This window comes from Planotetraspora kaengkrachanensis (assembly GCF_016862895.1).
Classification (GTDB): Bacteria; Actinomycetota; Actinomycetes; order Streptosporangiales; family Streptosporangiaceae; genus Planotetraspora; species Planotetraspora kaengkrachanensis.
Genome location: NZ_BONV01000021.1, coordinates 1 through 12727, shown reverse-complemented (window position 1 = coordinate 12727; position 12727 = coordinate 1). Strand labels below are relative to the sequence as shown.

Here is a 12727-nt window from a genome sequence, read left to right as displayed (position 1 = left end):
AGGAGGGGACGCTTCGTCGGGCGCCGAACAATAGGTGGGTTAGCGTCGAAACATGCCCGCCGAATACATCGCCCAGGACGCGGAGATCGCCCCGGTGGCGGCGCTGATCGCCGACGCCACGCGTGCCGCCATGCTCACCGCGCTCCTGGACGGCCGCGCGCTCGCCGCGGGCGAACTCGCCCGGATGGCCGGGGTGACCCCGCAGACCGCCAGCGCCCACCTGGCCCGGCTACGGGACGGAGGGCTGATCACCATGATCAGCCAGGGCAGGCATCGCTACTACCGGCTCTCAGGACCCGAGGTCGCCCAGGTCCTCGAGGTGCTCGCGACCATCAGCGGGCGCCCGGCCGTGCGTTCGCTGAAGCAGTCGCGGCAGGCCAGGCTGCTCCGGGAGGCGCGGACCTGCTACGACCACCTCGCGGGCAGGGTGGGCGTCGAGCTGTACGACGCCCTGCTGCGCGAGGGGCACCTGGTGGAGTCCGCCGACGGCGCCTGCGAGGTCACCTCTCGCGGCAGGGACGCCGTCGCCGCGTTCGGGGTCGACGTCGACGCCGTACGGCTCAGGCGCCGCAGGTTCGCCCCCGCGTGCCTCGACTGGCTGGAACGCCGGCCCCACCTCGGCGGCGCGCTCGGCGCGGCTCTGTTCGAGCGGATGGTGGCTCTGGAGTGGCTGGCGAGAGGGACCACCCGGCGGGCGATCGAGGTGACCGCCCTTGGAAGGGACGGACTGGAGGCGACGTTCGGATGTAAGGAGCTAACATGCAATACGCTGGTTACCTCCTCGGTCGCCGGCGGGCCTGCAAGCGCACGAAGAGCCACTGGGGCTCCGGGAGAGTGGGACGATGCACGACAGCGAGGCAACGGCGGTCGGGCCTGAGCCGCTGACCTTCGACGACGTCATCCAGGTCGCCAGGCACGGCGGGTCCGTGCGGCTGACGGACGACGCGCTGGCGGAGATGGCCGCCTCCCGTGGACGGATCGAGGATCTCGCCGAGGCGGACACCCCGGCCTACGGCGTCTCCACGGGCTTCGGAGCGCTGGCCACGCGGCACATCGACCCGGCGCTGCGGGCGCAGCTCCAGCGCAGCCTCATCCGCTCGCACGCCGCCGGATCCGGTCCCGAGGTCGAGACCGAGGTGACCCGGGCGATGATGCTGCTGCGGCTGCACACGCTCGCCACCGGTCACACCGGCGTGCGCCCGAAGACCGCCCGCGTCCTGGAGTCCCTGCTCAACGCGGGGATCACCCCCGTCGTCCACGAGTACGGCAGTCTCGGCTGCTCGGGCGATCTGGCCCCGCTGTCCCACGTCGCGCTGACGCTCATGGGCGAAGGCGTCGTCCGTACGGCGGACGGGCAGGTGCGGCAGGCCGGGGAGGCGCTCAAGCAGAGCGGCATCGAGCCGGTCGAACTGGCCGCCAAGGAGGGGCTCGCCCTCGTCAACGGCACGGACGGCATGCTCGGCATGCTGATCCTGGCCATCGACGATCTGGTCAGGCTGCTCAAGACCGCCGACATCAGCGCCGCGATGAGCGTCGAGGCGCTGCTCGGCACCGACGCGGTCTTCGCCGCGGACCTGCAGGCGCTGCGCCCGCATCCCGGCCAGGGGGCGGCCGCGGCCAACATGCGCGGCCTCCTCGAGGGCTCGGGGATCATGGAGTCGCATCGTGACGGGTCCTGCACCCGTGTCCAGGACGCGTACTCCCTGCGCTGTGCGCCCCAGGTCGCGGGGGCGGCCAGGGACACGGTCGCCCACGCCGCCACGGTCGCGGCGCGCGAGCTGGCCAGCGCCATCGACAACCCGGTCGTCCTCGCCGACGGCCGGGTCGAGTCCAACGGCAACTTCCACGGCGCTCCCGTGGCGTACGTCCTGGACTTCCTGGCGATCGCGGTCGCCGACCTCGCGTCGATCTCCGAACGGCGGACCGACCGGATGCTCGACGTGGCGCGCAGCCACGGCCTTCCCGCCTTCCTGGCCGGCGACCCCGGGGTGGACTCCGGCCACATGATCGCCCAGTACACCCAGGCGGCCATCGTCTCCGAGCTCAAGCGGCTGGCCGCGCCGGCGAGCGTGGACTCGATCCCGAGTTCCGCGATGCAGGAGGACCACGTCTCCATGGGCTGGTCGGCCGGCCGGAAGCTGCGGCGGGCGATCGACGGGCTGACCCGCGTCCTGGCCATCGAGGTACTGACGGCCGCCCGGGCGCTCGACCTGCGCGCGCCGCACCTGCCCGCCCGGGGCACGGGCGCGGTGGTCGGGCTGCTGCGCGAGTCGGTCGCGGGACCGGGTCCCGACCGGTTCCTCGCCCCCGAGATCGAGGCCGCCGTCGAACTCGTCGCCAGTGGCGCGGTGGTCGCGGCGGCGGAGGCGGCCACGGGCCCGCTCGCCTGAGGCTGCCCCCGGCTGAGGCTGGGCTCAGCGCCAGTAGTTGTTGGCCGCGGCGATGGTGGCGAACTCGATCGAGATCATGTGCGCGGCCACGGTGCGGCCGTCGGGATCCGCGGCGTTCTCGCCGCGGTCCCTCCGGAGGACCTCGAGGTCCGGCTGGATCGCGTGGATCGTGTTCCTGGCGATCAGGACGGCCAGCGCCCGCCCGTCCTCAGGGCTCGCGGTGATCAGGGAGTTGCCTGGGATGAGTTCCATCACGCCCCCGGATATATCGCGGATTGTCACCATGTGAATACGAATGGTAATCGTAATCGATGTGGACGGGGGCGCGGCCGGTGGATGCCGCCCGCGCCCCCGTGCACGCGGAGTGTCAGCCCGCGGCGGCGACCACCTCGATCTCGATGAGCAGGCCCGGCTGGAACAGGCGGGAGACCTCGACGGTGGTGCTGGCCGGGGGCTCGCCGGTGAAGTAGCGGCTCCGGACGTCCCGGTGCTCGCCCAGCAGCGACATGTCGGTCACGAACGTCCGCACATGGAGCACCCGGTCGAACGACGAGCCCTGGTCCTCGAGGATGCGCCCCAGGTTGGCGTAGACGAACTCGCTCTGGCGGGCCATGTCGCCCTCGCCCACGACCTGACCCTTCTCGTCGAGGGCCACCTGCCCGGACACGAACAGGAGGTCGCCCGTCCGGGTGGCGTGCGAGTAGTACCCGTTGGTGGCGGGGACGGCCGGTGGGTTGATCTTCAGCACCGCCGGGGCCGCCGCTTCGGGCGCGGCGGTGCCGGGAGCGGGTCCCTCCAGCAGCGCGGCGAAGATCGCGGTGACGTCCTGACCGCCGAGCCCGTCGCTGACGGCCTCGGCCAGCCGGTCCCTGGCCGCGGCCGTGACGGTCTGCGCCGCTCCCGGCCCTTCGCTCGCCAGTCGCAGGTCCTTGGCCGCCAGGCCGAGCGCGTAGCCGGTGGGCGGCGTGCCCGACTCGACCGCGGGACGGACGCGATCGACCATCCCCGCGAGGGCGGTGCCCGAAAGCGTGTCCAGGAAGTCCGAACGGTCAAGGCCAAGCGCCCGCACGTAGGCGAGGTTCTCCGCCAGCAACACCTGGGCGGAGACGATCGCGCTCATCACGGCGAGCTTCAGCGCCGCCCCCGCCCCGAGGGGACCGGCATGCCTGATCGTCCCGAAGACCGTGAGCACGTCACGGGCGCGGGCCAGGTCCTCCGGCGAGCCTCCAGCGAGGATGACGAGAATGCCGTCGGCGGCCGGCTTCAGGCTGCCGAGCACGGGAGCGTCGACGATCCCCACGGACTCGGGCAGCAGGTCGCGCAGCCGCGCCACCGCCTCCGGCCCGATGGTGGACATCTCCACGAAAACCGACCCGGGCCGCAGTCCCGGCAGCGCGGCCATGGCGACCTCGTCCACGGCCTCGGGGTCGCTGAGCATCGTCACGACCAGATCGGCGTCCGCGACGGCGGCGGCGGGGGAGGAGGCCACCTGTGCGCCGGGAAGCTCCTTCGGCGTCCGGTTCCACACGGTGACCTTGTGGCCGGCGTCCACGAGTCGCGCGGCCATGAGGGCGCCCATGCGCCCCAGTCCAAGAAAGGCAATCATGCGACGACGCTATTGGTGAATCCTGCCATTCCACCAACGAGTAGATTGCATGCGGCGTATGCCTCTCACTCATGGATGGACGGATGTTCGAGACGGACATGCTCCGGCTGCTCGACGTCGTGGCCCGCACGGGCTCCTTCACGGCGGCGGCGACGGAGCTCAACTACACCCAGTCGGCCGTCTCCAGGCGTGTGGCGACGCTGGAGGCCGAGGCGGGCGGCCCGCTCTTCGAGCGGCTCCCCCGAGGCGTACGGCTCACGCCAGCGGGCAGCGCGCTGCACCGGCACGCCTGTGACGTGCTCAACCGGCTCGCGCGGGCGGAGGAGGAGCTGGCCGCGATCCAGCGGGGCACCGGTGGCCGGCTGAGGGTCGGCGCGTTCGCGACGGCCAACGCCGCGCTGGTGCCCGGCGCGCTCCGCGATTTCAGGGAGGTCTTCCCCGGGGTCGACGTCGGCCTGGTCGAGGGCCTGAGCGGTGAGCTCATGGAGGGCGTCGCGGACGGCATGATCGACCTCGCCGTGGTCAGCGACTACTTCGCGGGCGTGCCGCTCGGGGACGACACCGAGATCACGCCGCTGCTGGAGGACGAACTGCTCATCGCACTGCCCGCCGGTCACCGGTTCGCCGGGGCGGACGTGGTCGACCTGCGCGACCTCCGGGACGAGAGCTGGATCGCCGGAGCCCAGCCCGACGGCACCACGACGCTCGGAGAGGCTTGCGCCCGCGCTGGGTTCACCCCCAGGGTCGAGGTCCGCATCGCCGAATGGACGGGCAAGCTCGGCTACGTCGCCGCCGGGCTCGGGATCACGATGGTGCCCGCGATGGCGGCGCCTGCCGTACGGGCCGATCTGGCGCTGCGGCCGCTCGGCGACTTCGCGCCGCGCAGGACCGTCTACGCGGCCCTGCCGCGCCCCGCGCTGGCGTCGGCCAGGGCGCTCCTCGGCTTCCTCCGGCGGGGTGTCCCGCAGACGGCCGGATCGCGCGCGCCGGCCACGGCCGCTGGACGTTTCGCCTGATATCCCGCTGATTGGGAGAATGGATCCGTGTACGACGCCTTCGCTTACATCGGCGGATATCTGGCCACCGGACTGCGTGACGTGACCACCGACCTGGCCGCGCTGGACGGCTCCGGCTGGTGGGCCGTCGTGGTGTCCTACGAAGGCAAGGTCACGTGCGCCCGGTTCGACGACGTGCGCCGCGCCCCGCTGCCGGCCGCGACGCGGCCCTGGCGCGGGCCCGACAGGGACTCCTGGCACAGCTCGCTCGACCAGGCGGGCTACGAGGACGGCGTCCGCAGGATCAGGGACTACATCGAGCAGGGCGAGGTCTACCAGGCGAACCTCTGCCGGGTGCTCTCGGCGCCGCTCCCCGGCCCCGCCGATCCGCTCGCCCTGGCCGTACGGCTGGCCGAGGGCAACCCCGCACCGTACGCCGCGGTGATCGACGTCCCGGGACTCGCGGTCGTGTCCGCCTCGCCGGAACTGTTCCTGTCGCGCCGCGGCGACGTGGTCGAGTCGCGGCCGATCAAGGGGACCGGGGCGACCGCGGACGACCTCCAGGACAAGGACTATCCCGAGAACCTCATGATCGTGGATCTCGTGCGGAACGACCTCGGCCGGGTGGCCACGGTAGGCTCGGTGTCGGTGCCCTCACTCTTCGAGATCGAGGAGCACCCCGGGCTGGTGCACCTGGTGTCGACGGTGCGGGCGAGACTGGCGGACGGGATCGGCTGGCCCGAGCTGTTCGCCGCGACCTTCCCTCCCGGCTCGGTGACCGGAGCGCCGAAATCCTCGGCGCTGCGCATCATCAACGAGCTCGAACCCGAGCCCCGGGGTCCATACTGTGGGGCGGTGGGCTGGGTCGACGCCGACCGGCGCGAAGGGGTGCTGGCCGTGGGCATCCGGACCTTCTGGATCGAGCACGACACGATCCGGTTCGGCACGGGGGCGGGCATCACGTGGGGTTCCGACCCTCGGCTGGAGTGGAACGAGACCGAGCTCAAGGCCGCCCGGCTCATCGGACTCGCGTCACGGAACGGGCCGGAAGCATAGAGATGGAGTTGGAGATGGCTGTACCCATCTGGGTGAACGGGGACCTCGTGGACCCCGGCAAGGCCGTGGTCTCGGTGTTCGACCACGGGCTCATGGTCGGCGACGGCGTTTTCGAGACGATCAAGAGCGTCGAGGGCGAGGCCTTCGCGCTCACGCGCCACCTCGACCGGCTGGCGCTGTCGGCCAAGCGCATGGACCTCCCCGAGCCCGACCTGGCCTCGATCGCCGACGGCGTCCGCCGCTGCCTCGCCGCCGCCCCGAAGTGGCCGCTGGCGCGGATCAGGATCACCTACACGAGCGGGCCCGGTCCGCTGGGCTCCGACCGGGGCTCGGACGGGCCGAGCGTGATCGTCATCGTCGGCGAGCAGAAGCCGTTCCCCGCGACCGCGAACGTCACCGTCGTGCCGTGGCCCCGCAACGAGCGCGGCGCGCTCGCGGGCGTCAAGAGCACGTCCTACGGCGACAACGCCAAGGCGCTCGCGTACGCCAAGGAGCGCGGCGGCGCCGAGGCGATCTTCGAGAACCTCGCCGGCAACCTGTGCGAGGGCACCGGGAGCAACATCTTCATCGTGACCGGCGGACGGCTGATCACGCCGACGCTGGACTCCGGCTGCCTGGCCGGGGTCACCCGCGCGCTCGCGCTGGAGTGGTACGGCGGCGAGGAGGCCGACGTGCCGATCTCGGCGCTGTACGAGGCCGAGGAGGCGTTCCTCACCTCCACCACGCGGGACGTCCAGCCGATCCACCTCGTGAACGGCACCGCGCTGCCGCAGGCGCCCGGCCCGATCACGCTGGCGGCCATGAAGGCGTTCGCCGAGCGGTCGGCAGCCGACGTCGACCCGTGAGGCAGGCCCCTCGGGTCAGGCTCCGCTCAAGCGGGTTGAGCTCGGCCGGGTCCCGCTCGGCCGGGTCCCGCTCGGCCGGGTCCCGCTCGGTCAGGCTCCGCCGTACGAACGCTGGCTCTGCGCGTTGAGCTCCGTCATCCGGACCGACTTCGCGGGGTCGGTGACGGGGTCGTCGACGCGCAGGACGTCGAGGCCTTTGGTGATGTCGCTCGAGTAGATGTAGCCGTTGTAGTAGTACGCCGACCAGGAGCCGCCGAGCTGGAGGCCGGGCCTCAGCGGCCCGCGCTCGAAGTAGGCGATCTCCTTCGGGGCGTTCGAGTCGGTGAAGTCGACGACCGAGACGCCGCCCATGTACCAGGCCTGGACCATCACGTCCCGGCCTGGGACCGGGATGAGCGACCCGTTGTGGGCTACGCAGTTCTCCTCCGGGGTCTGGATCCGGGGGATCTTGAAGTAGCCGCGCCGTACGAGCTCGTGGCCGGGCGTGATGTCGTAGACCGCGTCCGCCCCCTTGGTCGGCTCTCCTGACGCGCCGCACGTGGCGGCCAGCCCGCCGCCGAGTTCGTCACCGAAGACCACCTTGGTCCCCGCTTCGTTGAACGTCGCCGAGTGCCAGATGGAGAAGTTCTCCCTGTCGCTCACCAACTGAAGCAGGCGCGGCTTCACCGGGTCGGAGACGTCCATCAGGATGCCGTCGCCGAAGCACGCGCCGGCCGCCAGGCCCTTCTCCGGGTAGGCCGTGATGTCGTGGCACCCCGCCGACGGGAAGTCCGCGTTCTCGTCGATCACGCGCTCTTTGAGGATCTCGGGCTTGGCGACGACCCGTGCCCTCGCGGGCTCCTCCACCGGGACCTCGACGATGGAGATGTTCTCGTGCGGCGCCGGGCAGCCCTTCGAGCCCGGGATGGGCCCGGGGGAGGACACGTAGAGGTACAGCGTGCCCGAGTCCTTCCCGGGGACGATCGTGTGGGTGTGCGACCCGCATTCGGTCTGGACGGCGGAGACGTACCTGGGATGGGTCTTGTCCGAGATGTCGAAGATCCGGATGCCCTCCCATTCCGGGTCGCTGAAGGGGTCGGCAGGCGTACTCGCACAGGTGTCGTCCGATCGCGGGTCGTCGATCGACAGGAACAGCAGATCGCCGGAGACGGAGATGTCGTTCTGACCGCCCGGGCACTCGACCTGGGCCACCGCCTTGGGGTGCGTGGGATCGCCGATGTCGTGGACGGTGAAGCCCTCGTAGTTGCCGACGAAGGCGTAGTTCCCCTGGAATGCCAGGTCGGTTCCCCAGGCCTCCGGGCCGTTGAAGGGCGCCTGCAGGGGCACGTTGGCGATCACCTTCATGTTGGGGCTGTGCCCGATCTCGTCCTCACCGAGTTCGGACGCCGTCGTGGCCGCGGGCGTGCCCGTGGCCGTCGGGCTCGCCGACGACGCGGACCGGGTCGGCGACGGGGATTCGGCCGTCGTGCACGCGGCCGCGGGTATGAGGACGGCGGCCAGAACGGCCGCGGCGATCGGTCGTTTCACGGTGGCCCCTACTTATGTGAATTGGTTCAGTATGGAACCTATGTTGGGGAGCCGGGTGGCGTGCGGAGCTTTGATAACGCTTGCGCTGATATCGGGGGTCGGGCTCGCCGGCTGCTCTCCGGCCGATCAGGAGACCCCGCTGGTCGCCGGCTCACAGGTGCCGGTCGTCGTCCCCGGCGGCCCGGGAGAGCCCGGCCGTACGGCTGAGCCGGGGGAGCGGATCGGAGAGTCGGAGGCCAGGGCGGCCGCCGCCGACGTCCGCTTCGCCGAGATGATGATCCCGCACCACCGGCAGGCGCTGGAGATGGCGGCGCTGGCGCCGGACCGGACCACCGAGCCGCTCGTCAGGGCCATCGCACGGCGAATCGAATCAGGACAGGGACCGGAGATCGCCGTCATGACGTCCTGGCTCGAGTCGCTCGGCCGCGCGGCCCCGGACGGACATGATCATGACGGGGGCGGCTACGGCATGGCCACGCTGCAGGAGATGAACCGCCTGCGGACGGTGAGGGGCGCGGCCTTCGACGACATGTTCCTCCGCCTGATGATCAGGCACCACGAGGGCGCGATCACGATGGCAGGGGAGGAACTGGGCAAGGGCCAGGACCGGGCGATGCGGAAGATGGCACAGGACGTGATGTCCGGCCAGCAGATCGAGATCGCCCGTATGCGGAAGATCCAAGCGGACTAGGAGCCTGTGCGAAGTTCGGCGGGGATCGCCGGATTGGTCAGGAGCTCCAGAGCATGTTGATGAGCTCTTCGTCGAGATCCATGAAGTCGGTCTCCCGACCGGCGGGGACGAGCTCGTAGGTGCGATGGAGGAATTCGGTGAGCGGGGCCAGCGGAACCTCGAAGAGGGCCTGGCCGAAGGGGGACGTGAGACTGATGTTGAGTGTTCGCTCGCCGTCGGCGCGGGCCGGCCAGACCTGAACGTCGCCGTCGCCGACGCGCCGGACGATGCCGACGGTCAGCAGCTCACGGGCGAAGATCCACTCCACGGGCTCGTCGTTGCCCACGTGGAACGCCATCCGGATGGCGTAGGGGTCCTCGGCGGTGTAACTCAGTCCGGCGAGGAGAGGGACGGTAGCTCGGTCGGGGACCACAAGCCGAAGGCCTAGCTCGGCAGAGACGGTGGTGCTGTGCATCGTCAGCCAAACCTTTTCGTCGTCGGGTCCCCATATATAGGGGCTATCACTGCTCTGTCGGGTTTCGTTCGCGTTCTCGCTACCGAGGCGAACGAGGAGACCCGTAAGAAAGATTCCGCCTCCGGGCCCTTCTGTAACGCAGATCACAGGTCGACATTCGGTCACCTACCTGCGCAAACATCACCATCGGGCGCATCTTTTCTCGGGCTTTACCTGTCCTTGAACTCTTCCTGGCGGAGCCATTGTGGGCAAAGGATCTTACGTAGTGCGTATCGGTCGAGCACGATGCTATGACACCACACCGTCACGCCGTGGACTCTCCAGGGAACCTTTCGGCGCCTTTGGTGAACATCGGACGCTCGGGTCGGCTCGGCCTGCTTTTCGCCACCACCCCGTAGGTTGCGGTATGGTTTTCCCCGTCGGCACCGCGAGGAGCCGGCCATCCCGGGCGATTAGCTCAGCGGGAGAGCGCTTCGTTCACACCGAAGAGGTCACTGGTTCGATCCCAGTATCGCCCACCACGTTTCCGCAGTTCAGAGGCCGGACCCCTCCTAGGGGAGTCCGGCTTTTTGATCGTCTGACCCCGATCTGACCCCCGGATCGACCGTCACTCGCCGTCTCGGATCATCAGCGAGTCGCCTTCTCTGGCACGTGGTTGGGGGAGCCGGGCCCCCGCGGCGTTCGATCGGAATCGCGAGCACGCCCAAGACGTACGGCTATCAGGGTGGCCGGACCACTGTCCCGACGGGTGGTGGCGCAGGGGAACAGCGCATTTGGCCCATCGCGCTGATTGCACACATACAGGGCGAGGTGGGGCATGGTGATCGAGCCGTCACTTTATGTGATCAATCTGCGACTATCCTCTGGAGTCCTGACGTGTGGCTGCTCATACGGATAGGCGTCCAATGGACCCAGTCATTGCCCGCTTCAGGGGTCGCGGGCAGCATGACAACCGCGCCGCCCGTGAGCCTTCTTGCCGCGGGAGATTGTGGACGCGTCGCTGTCGTGAACCGCCGCGTTCGCGAGGGCGCGGCATGGCTCAAGCTGCGGCACTCTCGCCGGTAGTGAGCATTTGAACCAAGTGCCCCACTCTGGGGGTCAAGGGGTCGCAGGTTCAAATCCTGTCGTCCCGACTCTGTTTCGGCAGGTCGGAAGCCTGATCATCTTACAGATGGTCAGGCTTTTTGCTTGTCTGACCGTCGTCTGACCGTGAGCCGGAGCCTGCCGGACCGTTCTGACCGCTACTCCTCAATGCCGGACGCGACCAGGCGATTCGCGCTCTGCGGTGCGCTGGAAGCGCACATGTTCAAATGAGCTTCCGGGTCAGAGGCTCAGTATTGCGAATCTACAACGTAAAGGGCGGTGCTGATTGCGGTGGGCAGGAGAGCCGCGAGCGTCCGGTCAGGCTGGATGGTTGAGGATCTTGCGGAGGATGCTGAGGTTGTAGGCCCGGAGGGTCTGTGCCGGCGCCTTAGGCGTGTAGTTGGTGTAGTCGAGGGCGAGTACGACTGGGCCGCGCCCGACGAGGAGTTCGCCGCGCTCCGCACCCGCGGCCCCGCCGAGGTGCTCCGCCTGGCCGACGCGCAGGCCGACCCGTGGGAGGCGCTGACCGTGCTTGCCGCCGGACCGCCCGAGCTGACCGGCGAGATCGTCGCCAGGTTGCGCGCGCTTAAGGCCAGCACGCCCACTAAGGTGCCCTGGGACGGCTTCCCCGATGGTTGCGCCTGGCTGGTTCGCGGCATCGGCGACTGGACCCCGTCGTTCGTGCGCGTGCTCGCACCCGAAGTAGCCGAGGAGGTCCGGCCGCTGCTATTCGACGGCGGCTACTTGGAGGGAGTACCGCGCCTGCACCGCTTCTACGACGATGGGCACCTGCGACTGGATGACTGGGCGCACGACGTGCTCGCGCTGACGCCGATCTTGACCGTCGCCGAGCTCGACGCGCTTCTCGCGCTCAGGCGCGGCAAGCCCGGTATCAAGTCGGAGAGCACCCGCACGGCCTTCGAGACGGCCATCGGCGTCACCCTGGCTTGGCACGGGGAGTACGAGCGAGCCTACGAGCTGATCGGGGACGCCGTCTGGGAGACCGAGCTGCTACGGACCTCCGGCATGGCCGACATCCTCCCTCAGCTCCCCTCGTCCCAACTGCTCGAGTGGCTGGCCCGCGTCCATCAGATCTTCCATGATCCCAACGTCAGGGGGCCGCTGTGGGAGGTGTTCCAGGACAGGTGGCCGGAGCTGTCCAGGCAGGAGCTGTGGTCGGCGCTGGACCGGTGGACAGTCGAGCTCCCCCACGACAGCCGGTTCGGCGTTTTGGCCGACGTGCTGCTCTACCGATACCCGATCACGCAACTGGCGGGAGCGGCCGAGACCGCCCGCATCCTCGAGCTGATCATGTGACGCAGTCCGCGTCATCCCAGGCCGCCTTCCGCCAGGCGGTACACGGCAGTGGCGATCCCGTCCTGGTCGGCAGGGGAGAGGATGAGCCCCCGCTTGGTGATCCCTCCCAGCGCTGACTGACGTCGCCACTGTGCTCCCCGGCCCAGACGGCGACGTCCTCGTCGTGCCCCACGTGGGCTTCGGCGCTACGTGCTCGATAGACCGCGTCTCGGCTACCCGGTGTGCTGAGTCAGCGAAAAGGTCAGCGAGACCGCTGACACGGGGCCGTCCTGAACACGTCGGCTCAGTCCCGCCATGGTGCTTGTACAGGAATTCGAGTCGCCAGCTTCCCCGATCTCCATTGCGCCAGCATTTACCCTGGTCACCGGCCCCCCATATGTCACTCCTGTGACATTCGACAACTGTCCTGTGGATCACCCCCTTACGCAGGATTTCTGGCACGTCCATACACGCGGACAGCCGTGGCGGGGCACGTAAGGGGGCAGGCGATGAATACACAGACCATGGCTGTGGCAGGGATCGCCATCGAGCAGGTGGCGGGTGCACAGAAACCGCGGAGGGGCATCGCGAAGCGGGTCGTCGGCCGGGCGGTGATGGCCGTGGTTGCGGCTGCCATGACGGCCATGGGCGTGGCGGTGGTGCCGGCCGGAGCGGTGGTCCCCGGCGGCAACGGCAAGATCGCCTTCACCAGCGTGCGGGACGGCAACGACGAGATCTATGTGATGAACGCCGACGGCAGCGGGCAGACCAACCTCACCAACAA

At 69.6% G+C, this 12727-nt stretch carries 12 protein-coding genes and 1 tRNA gene; 9 read left to right on the top strand and 4 right to left on the bottom strand.

Annotated features, from left to right (window positions below; genetic code table 11):
- The first annotated feature begins 52 nt into the window (after positions 1-52).
- Positions 53-877 carry an ArsR/SmtB family transcription factor gene (locus Pka01_RS22515; protein ID WP_203884831.1) on the top strand — a complete coding sequence of 275 codons (825 nt, stop codon included), beginning with the start codon at positions 53-55 and terminating at the stop codon, positions 875-877.
- The gene (gene hutH / locus Pka01_RS22510) at positions 843-2390 is read left to right on the top strand and encodes a histidine ammonia-lyase (protein WP_203884830.1); all 1548 of its coding nucleotides are present in this window, start codon (positions 843-845) and stop codon (positions 2388-2390) included. The genes Pka01_RS22515 and hutH overlap by 35 nt, the downstream gene beginning before the upstream one ends.
- Positions 2391-2414: 24 nt before the next feature.
- Here hutH and Pka01_RS22505 read toward each other — a convergent pair whose 3' ends face one another.
- Together Pka01_RS22505 and Pka01_RS22500 are read right to left on the bottom strand one after the other, a co-directional pair.
- The gene (locus Pka01_RS22505; RefSeq protein ID WP_203884829.1) at positions 2415-2642 is read right to left on the bottom strand and encodes a hexameric tyrosine-coordinated heme protein; all 228 of its coding nucleotides are present in this window, start codon (positions 2640-2642) and stop codon (positions 2415-2417) included.
- A gap of 115 nt (positions 2643-2757) precedes the next feature.
- Positions 2758-3996, bottom strand: coding sequence for an NAD(P)-binding domain-containing protein (locus tag Pka01_RS22500; protein WP_203884828.1), 1239 nt, complete (start codon positions 3994-3996; stop codon positions 2758-2760).
- A gap of 83 nt (positions 3997-4079) precedes the next feature.
- Between Pka01_RS22500 and Pka01_RS22495 the strand changes: the two genes are divergently transcribed.
- From Pka01_RS22495 to Pka01_RS22485, 3 genes are read left to right on the top strand one after another with little or no spacing between them, the layout of a single operon-like run.
- The gene (locus Pka01_RS22495; RefSeq protein WP_203884827.1) at positions 4080-5012 is read left to right on the top strand and encodes a LysR family transcriptional regulator; all 933 of its coding nucleotides are present in this window, start codon (positions 4080-4082) and stop codon (positions 5010-5012) included.
- Between the two features lie 27 nt (positions 5013-5039).
- On the top strand, positions 5040-6047 hold the full coding sequence (locus Pka01_RS22490) for a chorismate-binding protein (RefSeq protein ID WP_203884826.1): 1008 nt from the start codon (positions 5040-5042) through the stop codon (positions 6045-6047).
- 14 nt (positions 6048-6061) lie between these two features.
- Positions 6062-6892 carry an aminotransferase class IV gene (locus tag Pka01_RS22485; RefSeq protein ID WP_203884825.1) on the top strand — a complete coding sequence of 277 codons (831 nt, stop codon included), beginning with the start codon at positions 6062-6064 and terminating at the stop codon, positions 6890-6892.
- A gap of 90 nt (positions 6893-6982) precedes the next feature.
- On the opposite strand, the gene Pka01_RS22480 is transcribed toward Pka01_RS22485, so the two are convergent.
- A complete protein-coding gene (locus Pka01_RS22480) occupies positions 6983-8419 on the bottom strand; it encodes an LVIVD repeat-containing protein (RefSeq protein ID WP_239115205.1) in 1437 nt (478 codons plus the stop codon).
- Between the two features lie 70 nt (positions 8420-8489).
- Between Pka01_RS22480 and Pka01_RS22475 the strand changes: the two genes are divergently transcribed.
- Positions 8490-9110 carry a DUF305 domain-containing protein gene (locus Pka01_RS22475; protein WP_239115204.1) on the top strand — a complete coding sequence of 207 codons (621 nt, stop codon included), beginning with the start codon at positions 8490-8492 and terminating at the stop codon, positions 9108-9110.
- Between the two features lie 37 nt (positions 9111-9147).
- Here the strand turns inward: Pka01_RS22475 and Pka01_RS22470 are convergent, their stop codons facing one another.
- Positions 9148-9564, bottom strand: a complete 417-nt coding sequence (locus tag Pka01_RS22470) for an SsgA family sporulation/cell division regulator (protein WP_203884823.1) — start codon at positions 9562-9564, stop codon at positions 9148-9150.
- 446 nt (positions 9565-10010) lie between these two features.
- Between Pka01_RS22470 and Pka01_RS22465 the strand changes: the two genes are divergently transcribed.
- The 3 genes from Pka01_RS22465 to Pka01_RS22455 all read left to right on the top strand — a co-directional run.
- Positions 10011-10085, top strand: a tRNA-Val gene (locus Pka01_RS22465).
- Between the two features lie 889 nt (positions 10086-10974).
- Positions 10975-11964, top strand: a complete 990-nt coding sequence (locus tag Pka01_RS22460; RefSeq protein WP_203884822.1) for a hypothetical protein — start codon at positions 10975-10977, stop codon at positions 11962-11964.
- Positions 11965-12452: 488 nt separating this feature from the next.
- A partial coding sequence (locus Pka01_RS22455) for a hypothetical protein (protein WP_203884821.1) occupies positions 12453-12727 on the top strand: 275 nt, incomplete at its 3' end.

Excerpts from the sequence above, each read along its gene's own strand:
- Pka01_RS22515 (WP_203884831.1), top strand. The coding sequence starts at position 53 with ATGCCCGCCGAATACATCGCCCAGGACGCGGAGATCGCCCCGGTGGCG.
- hutH (WP_203884830.1), top strand. The coding sequence starts at position 843 with ATGCACGACAGCGAGGCAACGGCGGTCGGGCCTGAGCCGCTGACCTTC.
- Pka01_RS22505 (WP_203884829.1), bottom strand. The coding sequence starts at position 2,642 with ATGGAACTCATCCCAGGCAACTCCCTGATCACCGCGAGCCCTGAGGAC.
- Pka01_RS22500 (WP_203884828.1), bottom strand. The coding sequence starts at position 3,996 with ATGATTGCCTTTCTTGGACTGGGGCGCATGGGCGCCCTCATGGCCGCG.
- Pka01_RS22495 (WP_203884827.1), top strand. The coding sequence starts at position 4,080 with ATGTTCGAGACGGACATGCTCCGGCTGCTCGACGTCGTGGCCCGCACG.
- Pka01_RS22485 (WP_203884825.1), top strand. The coding sequence starts at position 6,062 with ATGGCTGTACCCATCTGGGTGAACGGGGACCTCGTGGACCCCGGCAAG.
- Pka01_RS22470 (WP_203884823.1), bottom strand. The coding sequence starts at position 9,564 with ATGCACAGCACCACCGTCTCTGCCGAGCTAGGCCTTCGGCTTGTGGTC.
- Pka01_RS22460 (WP_203884822.1), top strand. The coding sequence starts at position 10,975 with ATGGTTGAGGATCTTGCGGAGGATGCTGAGGTTGTAGGCCCGGAGGGT.